This is a genomic window from Marinimicrobium koreense (assembly GCF_003762925.1).
Classification (GTDB): Bacteria; Pseudomonadota; Gammaproteobacteria; order Pseudomonadales; family Cellvibrionaceae; genus Marinimicrobium; species Marinimicrobium koreense.
The window spans coordinates 2749245-2765004 of the sequence record NZ_RJUK01000001.1; the positions used below are offsets into that span (position 1 = coordinate 2749245).

At 58.6% G+C, this 15760-nt stretch carries 16 protein-coding genes; 6 read left to right on the top strand and 10 right to left on the bottom strand.

All coding sequences use genetic code 11. The annotated features are described in order from the left end of the window. Nucleotide 1 precedes the first annotated feature (1 nt). Together EDC38_RS11890 and EDC38_RS11895 are read left to right on the top strand one after the other, a co-directional pair. On the top strand, nt 2–892 hold the full coding sequence (locus tag EDC38_RS11890; RefSeq protein WP_123638690.1) for a TraB/GumN family protein: 891 nt from the start codon (nt 2–4) through the stop codon (nt 890–892). A gap of 213 nt (nt 893–1105) precedes the next feature. Further along, complete coding sequence (locus EDC38_RS11895; protein WP_123638691.1) at nt 1106–1648, top strand: PEP-CTERM sorting domain-containing protein; 543 nt, start codon at nt 1106–1108, stop codon at nt 1646–1648. A gap of 114 nt (nt 1649–1762) precedes the next feature. On the opposite strand, the gene EDC38_RS11900 is transcribed toward EDC38_RS11895, so the two are convergent. The 3 genes from EDC38_RS11900 to EDC38_RS11910 all read right to left on the bottom strand — a co-directional run bounded on the left by EDC38_RS11900 (nt 1763) and on the right by EDC38_RS11910 (nt 6572). Continuing rightward, on the bottom strand, nt 1763–2116 hold the full coding sequence (locus EDC38_RS11900) for a DsrE family protein (RefSeq protein ID WP_024461697.1): 354 nt from the start codon (nt 2114–2116) through the stop codon (nt 1763–1765). 182 nt (nt 2117–2298) lie between these two features. Beyond that, nucleotides 2299–5511 (bottom strand): efflux RND transporter permease subunit, encoded by a 3213-nt coding sequence (locus tag EDC38_RS11905; protein ID WP_123638692.1) that lies wholly within the window; start codon nt 5509–5511, stop codon nt 2299–2301. After that, complete coding sequence (locus EDC38_RS11910; RefSeq protein WP_123638693.1) at nt 5508–6572, bottom strand: efflux RND transporter periplasmic adaptor subunit; 1065 nt, start codon at nt 6570–6572, stop codon at nt 5508–5510. Before EDC38_RS11910 ends, EDC38_RS11905 begins: the two co-directional genes overlap by 4 nt. A gap of 218 nt (nt 6573–6790) precedes the next feature. On the opposite strand from EDC38_RS11910, the gene EDC38_RS11915 reads away from it, so the two are divergent. From EDC38_RS11915 to EDC38_RS11930, 4 genes are all read left to right on the top strand, one after another. Further along, nucleotides 6791–8065: an NAD(P)/FAD-dependent oxidoreductase gene (locus EDC38_RS11915; protein WP_123638694.1), complete on the top strand. Its 1275-nt coding sequence runs from the start codon at nt 6791–6793 to the stop codon at nt 8063–8065. Nucleotides 8066–8095: 30 nt separating this feature from the next. Continuing rightward, entirely contained in the window at nt 8096–8521 is a 426-nt protein-coding gene (gene trxC / locus EDC38_RS11920; RefSeq protein ID WP_123638695.1) for a thioredoxin TrxC, read from the top strand. 85 nt (nt 8522–8606) lie between these two features. Beyond that, entirely contained in the window at nt 8607–9206 is a 600-nt protein-coding gene (locus EDC38_RS11925) for an exopolysaccharide biosynthesis protein (protein ID WP_123638696.1), read from the top strand. A 65-nt stretch (nt 9207–9271) separates the two neighbouring features. Then, nucleotides 9272–9736, top strand: coding sequence for a riboflavin biosynthesis intermediates N-glycosidase (locus EDC38_RS11930; RefSeq protein WP_123638697.1), 465 nt, complete (start codon nt 9272–9274; stop codon nt 9734–9736). Between the two features lie 11 nt (nt 9737–9747). Here EDC38_RS11930 and EDC38_RS16360 read toward each other — a convergent pair whose 3' ends face one another. From EDC38_RS16360 to dapF, 7 genes are all read right to left on the bottom strand, one after another. After that, on the bottom strand, nt 9748–9900 hold the full coding sequence (locus tag EDC38_RS16360) for a hypothetical protein (protein WP_170162911.1): 153 nt from the start codon (nt 9898–9900) through the stop codon (nt 9748–9750). Nucleotides 9901–10149: 249 nt separating this feature from the next. Further along, nucleotides 10150–10605, bottom strand: coding sequence for a hypothetical protein (locus EDC38_RS11935; protein WP_123638698.1), 456 nt, complete (start codon nt 10603–10605; stop codon nt 10150–10152). Between the two features lie 17 nt (nt 10606–10622). After that, on the bottom strand, nt 10623–12704 hold the full coding sequence (locus EDC38_RS11940) for an RHS repeat domain-containing protein (RefSeq protein WP_123638699.1): 2082 nt from the start codon (nt 12702–12704) through the stop codon (nt 10623–10625). Nucleotides 12705–12738: 34 nt separating this feature from the next. Further along, on the bottom strand, nt 12739–13086 hold the full coding sequence (locus tag EDC38_RS11945; RefSeq protein WP_123638700.1) for a hypothetical protein: 348 nt from the start codon (nt 13084–13086) through the stop codon (nt 12739–12741). Nucleotides 13087–13202: 116 nt separating this feature from the next. After that, a complete protein-coding gene (gene xerC / locus EDC38_RS11950) occupies nt 13203–14114 on the bottom strand; it encodes a tyrosine recombinase XerC (protein WP_123638701.1) in 912 nt (303 codons plus the stop codon). A 118-nt stretch (nt 14115–14232) separates the two neighbouring features. Next, nucleotides 14233–14922, bottom strand: a complete 690-nt coding sequence (locus tag EDC38_RS11955) for a DUF484 family protein (protein ID WP_123638702.1) — start codon at nt 14920–14922, stop codon at nt 14233–14235. Between the two features lie 7 nt (nt 14923–14929). Then, entirely contained in the window at nt 14930–15760 is an 831-nt protein-coding gene (dapF, locus tag EDC38_RS11960; RefSeq protein WP_123638703.1) for a diaminopimelate epimerase, read from the bottom strand.

The window sequence follows — 15760 nt, forward strand, 5'->3', positions numbered from 1 at the left end:
CATGATCTTCACGTTACGCCACCCGATTCACACGTTGGTACTGCTACTCGGGGTCAGCTTCGCCCTGGGCGCATCGGCCAGCACCAGCCTGTTTGAAATCACCAAGGGCGAGCAGCGCATTTTCCTCGGTGGCACCATCCATCTGTTACACCCGGACGACTTCCCACTGCCCGCCGAATTTGACGCCGCCTACGCCCAAGCGGACGCCCTCTATCTGGAAACCGACCTCGGGGTCATGCAGGATCCGGCCTTTGGCCAGAAAATGATGCAGGTCATGATGTACCCGCCCGGCAAAACCCTCAGTTCCGAGCTCAGCCCGGAGGTATGGAAAGAGCTACAAAGCTTTTCCCAGGCGAACCAGTTCCCGGTACAGCAGTTCATGGGGTTCGATCCGGCGTTTGTCAGCATGGTAATGACTGTGATGCTCGCCCAACAGAACGGCATTCAGGAGGGCGTTGACGCCTACTTCTATCAGAGAGCACAACGCGATGGCCTGCCAATGGGCGAACTGGAAACGGCCGAGCAAGTGCTGGATTATATGCAGGTGATGACCGGCCACGACGGCGACACCATTATTCAGGCCACATTGACCGACCTGAAGCGCTTTGACCAGCTGATGACCGATATGGTCAATGCCTGGCGTACCGGGGACCTGGAAACACTGGACCGGGAAATGGCGCAACCGATGCGGGAGCAGGCCCCCGGGATGTATCGGACGCTGATGACCGAACGCAACAACGATTGGCTCCCGGTGCTGGAGTCCCTGTTTGAGCAGGAAGGAACCGAACTGGTTCTGGTGGGCTCGCTGCATCTGGCTGGAGATGACGGCTTGCTGAACTCGTTGGAACAGAAGGGCTACGCGGTAACCTCCTATACGGTCAACACCGACTAGCTCTGTCCTTGTAGAACCCGGCGCCAGCAGGCGGTTTTTTGCGTCGGGTCACTTTACAAAACCCGCCCCCGTCAATGACACCCCATTAAACAACGTCAATGATGGCGCGGGTTTACCCGCCTTGGCACAGTCCCTGCTTCAGTACCTGCGATGCCGAATGCTCGAGCCTCGGCACGGACACAATACGCTGTTCGATTCAAGTAGGTACCTATCATGAACATTTTATCAAAAGGATTTCGTGTCGCTCTGGCCACGGTTATTGTGGCGTTTGCGAGCCATGCACAGGCTCTGTTGTTGGGACCGGGAGATGCAGACTGGACCAGCAACTCAACATCCAACCTGAACGGAACCCAGGTGGCAGACATTGTCGGAACCAGCTCGATATTGGAGCTTTACTATAAAAAAGATGTTGACGACGGTAAGGAGAGTGGCAGCTTTACCACCTCTTATAACGCCGCTTTTTCGGGCGACCCCAATAACGCTCTGATCACTTATGTCGGTGGAGCGTCAATTATCTGCCCGGAGTGTTATCTGATCGTCAAGAATGGAAAGCAGCCCCAGTATCTGTTCAATCTCGCAGACTGGGATGGCCTGGAAAGCCTCGACCTGCAAGGGTTCTATCCCAAAAAAGGCGCCATTTCCAATGTCGCGATCTGGGGTAAAACCGGAGTCAGCGTACCGGAGCCCAGCGCTCTGATACTGATGGGATTGGGATTGATCGGCTTGGGAATGGCCCGGCGCCGGGTAGCCCGCTAAGGAGAAGCTAATCAGCAGGGAGGATTACCCAGATCAAGGATGATGCCTCTTCTACGAAAAAGCCCGCAAGGAACTGCGGGCTTTTTTCTTTTGGGGTCGGCGTTTGATCCGTTTTCAGAACGCCATGGACTTGCAGTCGTCCCGAGCCACCTGTTTGTAAAAATCCCCCATGCCCCCCATTCGGGTGCCGTCGAGAATCTGGCCGTCCCCGATACCCCGAGCTTCGGCGCAGGGCTTACAGACAATAATCTCCGCGTTCTCGTGCGCAAACACCTCCGCAAACTTGGCCGGCGGACCGCAGGGCACCACCTTCTCATGGCAGCCTGGAACCGCCAGGGTCACCGCATCGTGAAACAGGATAAGGGTGACGGTATCACCGGCTTCCAGCGCCGTATTGGCGAAAATAAAGGGAATCGCCGCCCGGGTGGTATCGCTCGGCCCCCAGGTGGTGGAAATGGCGTAGTGCATAGTCAGCTCCTGTTTCGATTGCATTCAACATAGGCGCCGCATGGGTGCCCTTGGATGTTCGGTTTTGGTTACGGCGGATGCGGGCTGCGCCCTTATCCGCCCTACGCAAACTGCCGTACTATCCTTAGGCGTAGGGCGGATAAGCGCCGCAAGGCGCGCATCCGCCGCTACCTCACTCCCAACTACTGTGTCGGCTCATGTTGGTAATGGTACGCGTAGTAGACCACCGGGATCACCAACAGTGTCAACAGCGTGGACACCGCAATACCAAAAATCAGGGACACGGCCAGGCCACTGAAGATCGGGTCGTCCAGAATGAAAAACGCGCCCATGGTAGCCGCCAGAGCCGTAAGAATAATCGGCCGGGCACGCACCGCCGCCGCGTCAATCACCGCTTCGGCCAGAGGCTTACCCGCCTTCTGCTGATGCTGGACAAAGTCCACCAACAGAATCGAGTTGCGCACGATGATACCCGCCAGGGCGATCATGCCGATCATGGAAGTGGCGGTGAACTGTTTATCCAGCAGGGCATGGCCCGGCAGAATCCCGATCAGGGTCAGGGGAATGGGGGCCATGATGATCAAGGGCAGGCCATAGGAACGGAACTGCGCCACCACCAGCAGATAAATCAGGATCAGCCCCACCGAGTAGGCGATACCCATGTCCCGGAAGGTCTCAAAAGTAATCTGCCACTCGCCGTCCCATTTCAGGCTCCAGGCGTAGGGGTTGTCCGGCTGGTCGGTCCAGAATTGGGCCAGGGGGGCGCCCTTGATGGGCGTTTCGTTCAGCGTTGAAACCACATCCAGCATGCCATAGAGCGGGCTGTCGAGCGGGCCCGCCATATCGGCGTAGACGAAGGTCACCGGCAGCAGGTCCTTGTGGTAAATGGTTTGGTCCCGGGTGGTTTCCCGGAATTGCACCACTTCACTCAGGGGCACGCGGGTGCCGCTCTGGCTGATGACCGAGAGCGAGCCCAGTAGCGCCTGATTGGCCTTGTAGGCTTCGTTCAGCTCCAAACGGATCGGAATTGGTGCCTTGCTGGCGGTGCCGTGCAGGTAAGTCACATCGGAGCCGGACAGCGCGGCGGTCAGGGTATCGGCAATCGCCTGCTGGCTGACGCCCAGACGCGCCGCCCGCTGACGGTCCACTTCTGCAACCAATTTGCGCTGGGGCGCTTCGATATCATCGTCGATATCGACGAGGTCTTCGGTATTTTCAAACACCGCGCGCACCTCTTTGGCGACCTCCATCTGACCGCGATAATCCAGCCCGTAAACCTCGGCCACGATGGGCGCCATGACCGGTGGCCCCGGGGGCACTTCGACAATTTTGACGGTCGCATTGAGCGACCGGCCAATGTCCTGCAGGGGCGCACGCACCGCGCGGGCAATGTCGTGGCTCTTTCGGTCGCGCTCGCTCTTGTCCACCAGGTTGACCTGAATGTCGCCCTGATGGGGCTCCCGGCGCAGGTAGTACTGGCGCACCAGGCCGTTGAAATTGATCGGCGAAGCGGTGCCGCTGTAGGTCTGGTAATCGAGTACCTCCGGCACGGTCTCCAGATGATCCCCCAGAACGTTGAGCACCCGGTTGGTCTGCTCCACCGGGGTGCCCTCGGGCATCTCCACCACCACCTGGAACTCGGACTTGTTATCAAAAGGCAGCATTTTCATCACCACCGCCTGAAAGCCCACCAGTGCCATGGAACCGCCAATCAGCACCAACAGAACCACCAGCAGACCGACCCGGGCGCCGCGGCCCTCACGGGCGCGCAGAAAGGGGGTCATCAGGCGCTCGGACAGTCGGTGGGCAAAGCCAGAACGGTCGTTTTCGTCCGCCGCCTCGTGGTGAGTCACCCGGGCAAACAATCGGCGGTAGAGCCAGGGGGTGAACATGAAGGCGACAATCAGGGAGATCAGCATGCCCATGCTGGCGTTGATTGGGATCGGCGCCATGTAGGGGCCCATCAGGCCGCTGACAAAGGCCATGGGCAGCAAGGCGGCAATCACGGTGAAGGTGGCCAGAATGGTCGGGCCGCCCACTTCTTCCACCGCATAGGGAATGCGCTCGGTCATGGTCTTAAGACTGCCGGTGGCGCGTCGGTGGATGTTTTCCACCACCACAATGGCATCGTCCACCAGAATCCCGATGGAGAAGATCAGGGCGAACAGGGAGACCCGGTTCAGGGTAAAGCCGTAGGCCCAGGAGGCGAACAGGGTAATGGCCAGGGTCACCACCACCGCGGCCCCCACCACCAGAGACTCGCGCCAGCCCAGGGTGACCAGAACCAGCAGCACCACCGAGGCGGTGGCAAAGAGCAGCTTTTTGATCAGGGTCTGGGCCTTGTCGTTGGCGGTTTTGCCGTAGTCGCGGGTCACGGTGGCGTTGATGCCCTCGGGCACAAAGGTACCCTGCAGGTGCTCAAAGCGCTCGATCACCTGCCGGGCCACCTCCACCGCATTGGACCCCGGCTGTTTGGCTACCGCCACCGTGACGGCGGGCTGACGGGGCAGGGACTGCTCATGGGCGGGGCCCATACCAAAGCTGACGTACTGTTCGGGCTGATCCGGCCCCAGGGTGATGTCGGCAACATCTTTCAGAAACACCGGGCCTCCCTGGTTCATGCCCACCACCAGCTCGGCCACTTCGTCAGCGCTGCTGAGAAAACTGCCCGCCTGCACCTGAATGACCCGGTTGTCCGCCACCACATTGCCGGCTTCGCGGGAGACATTGGAGGCCATCAGGGCATTGCTCAGTGACTGAATATCCAGGCCATAACCGGCCAGCTTCTGCGGGTCCAGGCGCACGTTCACCGCCCGGGTGGGGGCACCGATGGTGTCGATATCCCGGGTACCGGGCACCCGCTGCAGTTCGGTTTCGATGGTGTGGGCCACCCGCGCCAGCTCGTGGGCTCCCACCTCCGGGTCATCACTCCACAGGGTACCGGCGACGATGGGTACATCATCAATGCCCATGGGTTTGATCAACGGCTGGCCGATACCCGCATTGGCGGGTACCCAGTCCTGGTTGGAGTAGAAGGCGTTGTACAGCCGGACGATGGTTTCCTGGCGGGTTTCCCCCACTTCGAACTGCACCGTCAGTACTGCCATGCCGGGGCGGGAGGCAGAGTAGATATGCTCGACGCCGGCAATTTCCGAGAGAATCTGCTCCGCCGGGGTGGCCACCAGTTGCTCCACCTCCCGGGCCGAGGCGCCGGGGTAGGGAATGAACACATTGGCAAAGGTCACGTCGATCTGGGGTTCTTCCTCCCGGGGCGTGACCAGCACCGCAAACAACCCGAGCAGCAGACCCATCAGGGCCAGCAGCGGGGTGATTTCGGTGGTCAGAAACTGCCGGGCGATTCGGCCGGACAGGCCGAGACGGGGTTCCTCACTCATTGCGCCTGCCGCTCCTTCAGGGCGATGCCCGCCGCAATGGGATCCAGCGCCACCCGCTCGCCGGCGGCCAGGCCAGACAGGATCACTCGATGGCCGTCCGGGGTCAGCTCACCGGCACGGACCTGACGCAACTCGATGCGATGATCCGGGTGTACCACATACAGGCCGGTGACCTCGCTGCGCTGTACCACCGCCGAGGCGGGCACCCGCAACAGGTCCTGCTCACCGCGCTTGAACGCGACTTTGACCAGCGTACCGGGAAACACCTGATGATCGCCCTCAGGCAGAGTCACCCGGGTGCGAAAGGTATGGCTCCCCTCGCTCGCCGCCGGCGAAATACGCACCTCGGTGGCGGCCAGGCTGGTGCCGTCGGGCAAAACCACCCGGGCCTCGCCGTGCTCCCGCAGCGGGCCCACCAGGGATTGAGGCACTTCCACCACCGCGCGCAAGTGCTCCAGAGACAGTCCGGTCAGCAGGGGCTGGCCCGCACCGGCGGTTTCCCCTAGCTCGATATGCCGCTCTTCCACAATGCCGCTGTAGGGCGCCCGCACCACCGTGCGCTCCAGGTTTTCCTGAGCCGCGCGCACGCCGGCCTCGGCCGCACTGACCCGCGCCTGGGTCGATTCGAAGGTGGAGGTCAGCCGGTCCAGCTCGGCCCGGGCAATCAGCTCCCGCTCGAACAATTCCTGCCCCCGCTCATACGACTGACGCGCCTCGGTCAATTGGGCGCGGGCCTCCTGCAGGGTCGCCTGGGCGGTGGCCATCTGGGCCTGTTGGTCGGCATCGCGAAAGCGCACGATCACCTCGCCCTTTTCGACGTAATCGTCCACATCAAAGGGCAGCTCCATGACCCGGGCGCTGACCTCCGACGATACCGTGGAGCGATGTACGGCTTCGAGCACGCCATCCAGACGGGTTTCTTCAGCGACGCTGACCGGCTCTATGCGTTGGGTATCCAGGCCAGGGTCAGACCGATCGGGTGACGCCGTGGCGGGGGAATCAGAGTCCGAGCAGGCGCCCAAAAACAGGGACACGGCAATCAGGGCGATCCATCTTTTCATTGGGCAACTCCGGTGTACTCATCTGGGGACGATATCGACTGTTAGTATGCGCAGGGTTATACCTCCTGCGCTTGATGTGCATCAAGGTTTACCAACCCTTGCACTCGCATACTGGACGGGTCATGTCTACATCAGAATGTCCTGGGCGACAGGCCTAAGCATAGACCAGAATCGACCCGGTCACGGTTCAGCACAATACGTCTTCAGAGGGTAAGACTATGGCCAGCATAGCGATCATGGGGGCCGGACTGGGCGGTATGCAGGCCGGCTACGATGCAAAGAAAATCCTCGGTGCCGGACACCGGGTGGTACTGATCAACCCCAGCCCACACTTTCAATTTACCCCGTCCAATCCCTGGGTGGCGGTGGGCTGGCGCAAGCCGGATTCGGTCACCGTGGATATCGGCCCGGCGGTCAGCGCCAAAGGGGTGGAGTTTATTGCCGCCGGCGTGACCCACATCGATCCCAAAGCCAACCGGCTGACCCTGTCCAACGACGAGCAGGTCGACTTCGACTACCTGATCATCACCACCGGCCCCAAGCTCGCCTTCGATGAAATTCCCGGTTTCGGTCCCGAGGGTTATACCCAGTCGGTGTGCACCAACCCCCATGCGCAGTCGGCCTTTGCCGCCTACGAACAATTTCTGGAAAACCCCGGCCCCATTGTGGTCGGTGCCGTGCAGGGGGCCAGTTGTTTTGGCCCGGCCTACGAGTTTGCCTTCATCCTCGACGCGGACCTGCGCAAGCGTAAACTGCGCCACAAGGTGCCCATGACCTATGTCACCAGCGAACCCTATATTGGCCACATGGGCCTGGGTGGGGTGGGTGACTCCAAAGGCCTGCTCGAATCCGAATTTCGTCAACGGGATATCCGCTGGATTACCAACGCCAAGGTGGATGAAGTTACCCAGGAACACGTCAAAGTGACCGAACACAATCTCAAGGGTGAACCGGACAAAACCCATGAAATCAAAAGTCGCTTTACCATGTTGCTGCCCGCCTTCAAGGGCGTGGATGCGGTGGCCGCGGTACCGGAGTTGTGCAACCCGCGCGGCTTCGTGCTGATCGACGATTATCAGCGCAACCCCACCTATCCACACATCTATTCCGCCGGGGTGTGTGTCGCCATTGCACCGCCCGAGCCCACGCCCATTCCCACCGGGGTGCCCAAAACCGGCTATATGATTGAATCCATGGTCACGGCGGCGATCGAAAACATCAAAGCCGATATCGAGGGCAAAGCGCCCCACGCCCAGGCTACCTGGAACGCCGTCTGCCTGGCGGACATGGGCGATACCGGCGCCGCCTTTGTGGCCCTGCCCCAGATTCCGCCGCGCAACACCACCTGGGCGAAAAAAGGCAAATGGGTTCACCTGGCCAAGGTGGCCTTCGAGAAGTACTTTCTGCACAAAATGCGCAGCGGCAACACCGAACCGGTGTACGAAAAGTATGTCCTGAAGGCGCTCGGTATTGAGCGTCTGAAAGAGAAATAGCGGTCAACTACCAAGGAGCCCGACAGCACCATGATCCAGACCCTGTGCCCCCATTGCCTGACGCCCAACCGGATCGATTCAAGCCGGTTGGGCGACAGGCCCAAATGCGGAAAGTGTCACCAGGCGCTGTTCATCGGCGCGCCCTTGGCTGCCGACGATGCCCAGTTCCAGCGGTTGCTCAGCAAAGAGCAGCTACCGCTGGTGGTGGATTTCTGGGCGGACTGGTGTGGCCCCTGCAAAGCCATGGCGCCGGTATTTGCCAAAGTGGCGGCGGAGCAGGAGCCACGGGCGCGGTTTGTGAAAGTCGACACCGAGCGGGCCCGTCAGGCCGCGAGCCAATGCAATATTCGCAGCATCCCGACGCTGATGATTTTCAAAAACGGTAAACCGGTGGCCCAACAGGCCGGTGCCTTACCCTATCCGAACCTGGTGCAATGGTTGAACAGCGCTCTGTAAAGAAAAAGTCGCGACTCGTTCATGGTGAAACACTCACGGAAGCGCTACCCTATAGACCTTTACCCACATCGGTAGAGGCCCGACTTTGGACACCAGACCCCACGTCGCATCCCTGGATGAAGTACTGGACCGGGTGGCAGACATCTGCGATCACCGGCCGCGAGTTTCCATCGACGCCATCATGGACGCCATCGGCCAACGTTCCTTTGGCCCGGTGTTGCTGCTGATTGGCCTGATCGTACTCGCCCCCATCATTGGCGATATTCCCGGCGTACCCACCCTGTGCGCACTGATGGTGCTGACCATCTCGGTACAGCTTCTGCTGCACAAGGAACACTTCTGGCTGCCCCGGTGGATACTGGCCCGCTCAGTCACCACCGCGCACCTACTCAGAGCCATCCGGGTATCGCGCAAACCGGCCCGTTTTATCGACCGGCTGGTCAAGCCCCGGCTGATCTTCCTGATTCGCGGCTACATTCCCATGCGCTGTGTCGCGCTATCCAGTATGGCCGTGGCACTGATGATGCCGCTGATGGAATTTATCCCCTTCAGCGCTAACCTGGCCGGGGCGGTGCTGACCTTTTTTGGACTGGCCATTATCGGCCGGGATGGGTTGCTGGCCCTGTTGGCCTTTTTGTTTACCGGGGCCAGTGGGGCGGTGATTGGGTGGGCGCTCTTAGGTTAACCCTCCCAATTAACGCTATCTGTTACACTCAATCACTCCCAACTACGCCATCGCAGTGCATTGCCATGACCCTGTTTCAATCTTCCGAACTTGAGCGCGCCGTTCACGTGTCGCGCCTTCAACCCGAAGACCCCCTCGGCTGCACCATTCAGCGACCTTTTGAACTGGACGGATTTGAGTGGCCCACCGCCGAGCATTACTACCAGGCCATGAAGTACCCGGGACGAAAGCGGTTTGATGACATTCGTCAGGCCCACACGCCCGAGCAGGCGAGACGCATCGGTCGCGGCTGGCTCAAGCGACCCCGCCCCGACTGGGACAAGGTGCGTACCGTCGCCATGACCCGCGCCATTTATACTCAATGCCAGATGTATCCGGAGTTCTCCGAAGCCTTGTTGGCGACGGGCGATAAGAAGATTGTTGATGTGAGTCAGTACGATTATTTCTGGGGACTCGGAAGGGATCTTCGGGGCGAGAATCAGTATGGGAAGGTGTTGATGGCGGTTCGGGAGAAAATTTCTTCTCCCTGAAAGCCGGTGTTTCAATCAACGAGTCTGACCCCTTTGGTTTCCGAGGAGTCACCCACCATCCTGCCGTTGGCGTCGTCCGAGTAGCTCTGGTCGTCGCTGGTTTTACACAGCGCGTGGGGGCCTGCGCCTTGCTGGCACTTGGAGCCATAGGTGTAGCTGCCCACATCAGACTTGTTTTTGATGTTGCCCAGAGCGTCGTAGTCGACATTGACCTTCTTACGGCCACTGACCTTGGACCACTTCAGGCGGTTGAGCTTGTCGTAACCAAAGTCCTCTTGTACCGGCTCTTCACCATGGTGGTCATAGCGGCACAGAAGAGTGCTCAGATCTTCCTAGCAGTGCTCCCGACGCTACACTGCACGAAAAAATCAGCGCGAATCAACGACTTTTTGTTCCACCTCCAATTTATCTTTCTATAATTCCAACCGGACATCCAATATCTGCTTGACATTTCTTTTCCACTTTTCTCCCATATTACCGCTACAATTAATATCAATTATTATGCTCGAGGAGTTAACCAGATCGTTTCTTAAAATTATCCCATCAACAGCATCAATACTTTTAAACGATACAAGGGCATTAGGCTCTCTGCCGCTAGGCTCCTTCCCTATGACGATGTCTAATCCACCCAAGCTACATTCATTCACTTCTCGCTGGGAAATTGTAATATCTGTCAAGGAGGGAGAATTTATGCTAGTAAGACTAATAATAACCCCAAAATCCTTTGCTTCAGCTACATTCGTGGAATAAGTTTCCGAGCACGGTTCTGGACCACAATCAGCAGTTTCTGCAAAAACACTGCAGTGGAAACCAGCCATAAGCAGTAAAGGGTACTTGCACATGAGCAAGAACTTCTGAACGAACTTCATTTTTCACCTCCAATCCACTACTGAGTGTTTCGATACCTTTCCAAAACTTTTTTACCGAAAAAATTCGCACTGATTTCAGATGGCTTTCTAATGTGCGCAACCTCATGACCAATGATAAAAACTCCAGCTTCAAGTCCTGAGCTTATAGAACCAAATTTGAAGTCATCAAACCCCCTTCTTGATAAATTAATTGCTCGAATATCGGCAGAAAAAGCGGTTCTATAAATAGTTACTCTCCCGCCTCTTTCAACTCCTCCGAATATTCCATATCCAGACCTCCGAGCTTTAGCTGCTTGATTAAAGTCTTCGAAAAACTCCGCTTCTCCAGTCTCCGGATTGATCAGAGCATACCTGTTATCCAAATTAATTTTGGCTGGATCGACATGGGCCGCTTCCTCCACGGATAAAACAAACGCCTTTGCTTCCTGATACAATCTTTCAGCGTCCTCTTGTGAGATCTCATTGAGACTTCCAAAACGAACTGATTGCTCTGAAGCTCGATTTTCCTTAATCTTCTGTTCCCCCAGCGCCACCGCCCAAGAGAAAGCCGCATAGGCCGCCCCATTTGCAAACTTACCACCGGTCGCCTCCGATATCGACCCCGCTATCACACTGGAGGCGATCAGCTCGGCAGCAGCATTATCTAATCCTTGAACGAATCCGCCCGTTACAGCCCCCGTATACGCGCTGACAAAGCCATGCCCGAACTTACCGCCCCGGAGCGTAGAGGTAATGCCTCCCGTGACACCAAAGACAAACGCCTCGCCGCCACTAAAGCCGCCCCCACTCGCTGCAAATCCCTTCCCCATGCTGGCCATCACATAGGTACTGAACGCCGAAACAGCGACATCAAACGCATCACCACCGTAGTAGGCCGTTGTCGCCGCCGCTAACGCGGTGCCACACGGAATACAGTGGAAGGTGACAATGGCCTGAACGACGGGTTTCAGGAAATTGTCCCTGAAACGCGTCCAGGCGGAGAAGCCGCTGGGGTCGGTCGCATTGAGCGGGTTGTTGTGTACATAACTATAGCGGTTATAGCCTTGTGTGTCTGTCACGCCGTCGATCAGCGGATCCGCCTGCAAAAACCGGCCCAGTCGCGGATCATAGATCCGCCCATTCATATGGATCAAACCCACTTCATCCAGCATCTCGTGCCCGGTGAAGCCGCGCTTGGTGATGCCGGTAATGTTCGTTTCGAGTTCGCTTAACGCATCGTCCACCAATGGGCCCCAGTTCAACGGATCACGGCGCTGGCCCCAGGGGTCGAAGCTCATCCGCGCGACCAATTGACCGATCTCGTTGCTGATGATGTCGATCGAACCCAGGTGGTCCATGTGCAGGTAGTGGGTGGTTTTGCCCGCCGGTTGGCCGTCAGCACTGCGGGTGTAGCTGATCAGCGCGCCACCGGGCAGGCGGCGCTTGATTTCCAACCGACCGTCCGGGTGGGTGATGCGCTCCACATTGCCCAGGTAGCGGGTGAGGGTGGTGGCACCCTGCGCGCTCTCGTCCGTGCGCAGGTAGCGGGCCCGGCTCGGACTGTAGGCAAAACGGGTGGTGTGGCCGCCTTTGCTGATTTTGGTGGGCTTGTCGAAGCTGCTGTACTCAATGGTCCGGCCCGAGGAGTCGCCGACCATACTACCGTTGGCGTCGTACCAGTAGCTCGTGCCGTCGCTGGTTTTACACAGGGCGTGGGGGCCTACGCTCTTGTCGCACTCGGCGCCATAGCTGTAGCTGTAGCTGCCCACATCGGACTTCTTACTGATGTTGCCCAGGGCGTCGTAGTCGACGTTGACCTGCTCACGGCCACTGACCTTGGACCACTTCAGGCGGTTGAGCTCGTCGTAACCGAAGTCCTCTTGTACCGGCTCTTCACCATGATAGTCGTAACGGTATATGAGGTTGCCCAGCTCGTCCCATTCGTATTCCTTATCCTGCAGTTCCCCGAACAAGCCATTGAAGAGGTCGGCGCGCTGGGTCCGGAGTCGGCCGGTGGCCGAGTAATAACTCCGTTCAGTGGTAATGCCGTTGCCTTGACGCGAGCGAGTGACGTTGCCGCGCAGGTCCATCTCCAGCACTTGGTAGTAGTAGTGCTCCATGCGGCCGTTCTGGTCTCAATAGACCATCAGGACATTACAGTAAGTCCGACTTCAGCACTGGCTCACCACAGTACAGACACTTGATATGACGCTGGGCCAGTGAGCGGCTGCACTTGGGGCAGTTGTGCGATTTGACGTACTTTCCATCCAGCTGACCATCGCGCAGATCAATTTCCTGTATTTTCGCGATCACCATTTCCTTGCTGAACCCAACATTTTCCATCAGTTCACACATGGCCTGACAGACCAGGGAGAGGTGATCCACATGGTCTTGAAGCACTGAAATCTCGGATTTATTACCTGTTGTTTTACGGGATACTTTGTCGACTTTATCCTTGGTAACGCCGATTCTGAAGTTTTGAAATACGTCGTATAAATCCATATTAGCTCCCTATAGGTAAGTGCCGAACGAACTATCCGGTTTTGTCTATTTCCGATTCGATTATAGCGATTTTGCTCTCGTCATTTACACTACCAATGCTTCCATCCGGAACCTTCCTAATCTTGTGAAGACTTTTTCTGCGCGCGCGGATGCGCCTTGTCATACACCTTCGCCAGATGCTGAAAATCCAGATGGGTGTACACCTGGGTCGTTGAAATGTTCGCGTGACCCAATAGCTCCTGCACCAGACGCAGATCGCCGCTGGATTCGAGCATGTGGCTGGCGAAAGAGTGGCGGAGCATGTGGGGATGGACCGGTTCGTCCATGTTCTGTCGAATGCTGAGCTGCTGCATTCTCAGTTGCACGGCGCGGGGCGTGAGGCGCTTGCCGCGCTGGCCGATAAACAGTGCGGTTTCGTCCGGGGGCGCCGCCAGGGCGCGCTCCGGTAGCCAGGCTTTGACGGCGTCGCGGGCCTGTCGGCCCACTGGCAATTGCCGGGTTTTATTGCCTTTACCGGTGACCGTGACAGCGCCTTCGCGCAGGTCGATGTCGTTCAGGTTGAGGCCCACCGCCTCCGCCAGGCGCAGGCCGGAGGAGTAGATCAGCTCCAGCAGGGCGCGGTCGCGTTTGCCCAAAAAGCCCTCGTCCTTCACTTCCACGAATTGCCCGGCCTGATCCACATCCAATACTTTGGGCAGTTTCTTTTCTACTTTGGGAGCCTGCAGGCCGTCGGCGGGGTTCGTTTTCAGCCAGCCGCGGCGTATGCCGAAACGGAAAAAGGCGCGCAGGGAGGAAAGCCACCGGCGCAGGCTTTTTCCGGTGAGGCCTTTGCGGTGCAGCGATGCCAGGTTTTCCCGCAGGTGGTGGACGGTGATGGCGGACAGGTCGGTGATCTGCCGGGTTTCGCAGTAGGCGAGGAATTTGTCCAGGTCCCGGGCGTAGGCGTCTTCGGTGCGCGGGGAGAGGTGTTTTTCCGTGCGCAGGTAGGTTAGGAAGGCGGTGAGTTCGTTTGAGAAAGTGTGGGGCATGGGTGCTGTCCGTTATGGGGGACGGCGGATGCGCCTTTGGCTTATCCGCCCTACGGGCCGCGCAGCGGTACAACCAAACATACAAGGGCACCCATGTGGTGCCGACAACCGTTTCAGCTTAGCGCGGGAGGTGTTCGGGGAGCAAGCGGTTGAGGACTTCGGCGATGTAGCCGAGGAACAGGGTACCCATGCTGGAGCGGTAGTAGTGGGGGTCGCGGTTGCCGATGGCGAGCAGGCCGTAGGCATTGCCATGCACCAACGGAACGGTGGCGACGGAGCCAATCTGATGGGCGTTGTCGCCAAACAGAAACTGCAGCTCGCCTTCGCCCAGCGTGCCGCACATGGCGCGGTTGTTTTTCAGCAGGGGCGCAATGTGCTGGCGCGCCTCGCCGATAGTAACCACCCGAGCCTGGCTGCTGGGAACGCGATCTTCGTGACCGAACAGCAGGATGCTGGTGTAGTGAATATTGAAGTCCTGGTCAAAGCTGAAACACAGAGCGTCGATGATGTCGCCCATGTCCCGACCTTCGAGCAGGGCCAGCACCAGACGCTTGGTTTTGTCGAACAGCTTGTCGTTTTCCCGGGCGTTATCCAGCAGCTTGCTCAGCCGGTGGCGCATGTCCATATTGCGCTCGCGCAGTACCGACACCTGACGCTCCACCAGAGAGACCGCCGGACCACTTTCGTGGGGTAGCTCCAGATCGGCGAGCAGTTTGCGATGCTGAACAAAAAAGTCCGGATGCGCTTCCAGGTATTGGGCAACCTGCTCGTCAGTCAATTGGCTGGCTTCGGTGCTTTGCTCGCTCATAAAGGCCTTATATTTTTACCTGTCCGTGAAACACCGTGGTGGCGGGTCCGGTCATGATAACCGAGTGGCCGGGGCCGGGCCAGGTGATGCTCAGGCTGCCGCCGGGCAGGTTGACCTTGACGGTTTCCTCCAGCAACTGGCGCAACCGTCCCGCCACCACCGCCGCGCAGGCGCCAGTGCCGCAGGCGAGGGTTTCCCCGGCGCCGCGCTCGTACACCCGCAGGTTGATTTCGCTGGGGGAGACCATCTGCATAAAGCCGGCATTGACCCGACGCGGGAAACGCTCGTGGCTCTCAATCAGCGGCCCCAGGGTTTCCACGGGGGCACTGTCGACCTTGTTGACCATCAACACGGCGTGGGGGTTACCCATGGACACTGCGGAGATATCCAGCGTCTGCTCCGGCAGCGCCAGATCGTAACGGATCGCTTCGGCATCGGCCTGAAAGGGAATTTCCTCCGGGTTCAGGCGGGGTATGCCCATATCGACCTGAACCTGCCCCTGCTCGGTGACGTTCAGGGTGATATCGCCGCCGGCGGTTTCCACTTTGATGGACCGCTTGCCGGTCAGCTTGCGCTCCAGCACAAAGCGGGCAAAGCAGCGGGCGCCGTTGCCGCAGTTTTCCACCTCGCCGCCATCGGCGTTGAAGATGCGGTAACGAAAATCGATATCCGGTCGGGTTGGCGTTTCCACCAGCAATACCTGATCGCAACCGACACCGAAATGCCGATCCGCCAGGGTACGGATTTTCTCCGTGCTCAAACGCACCTTCTGGGTCACGCCGTCGATCACAACAAAGTCGTTGCCCAGGCCGTGCATTTTGGTAAAGCGCAAACGCAT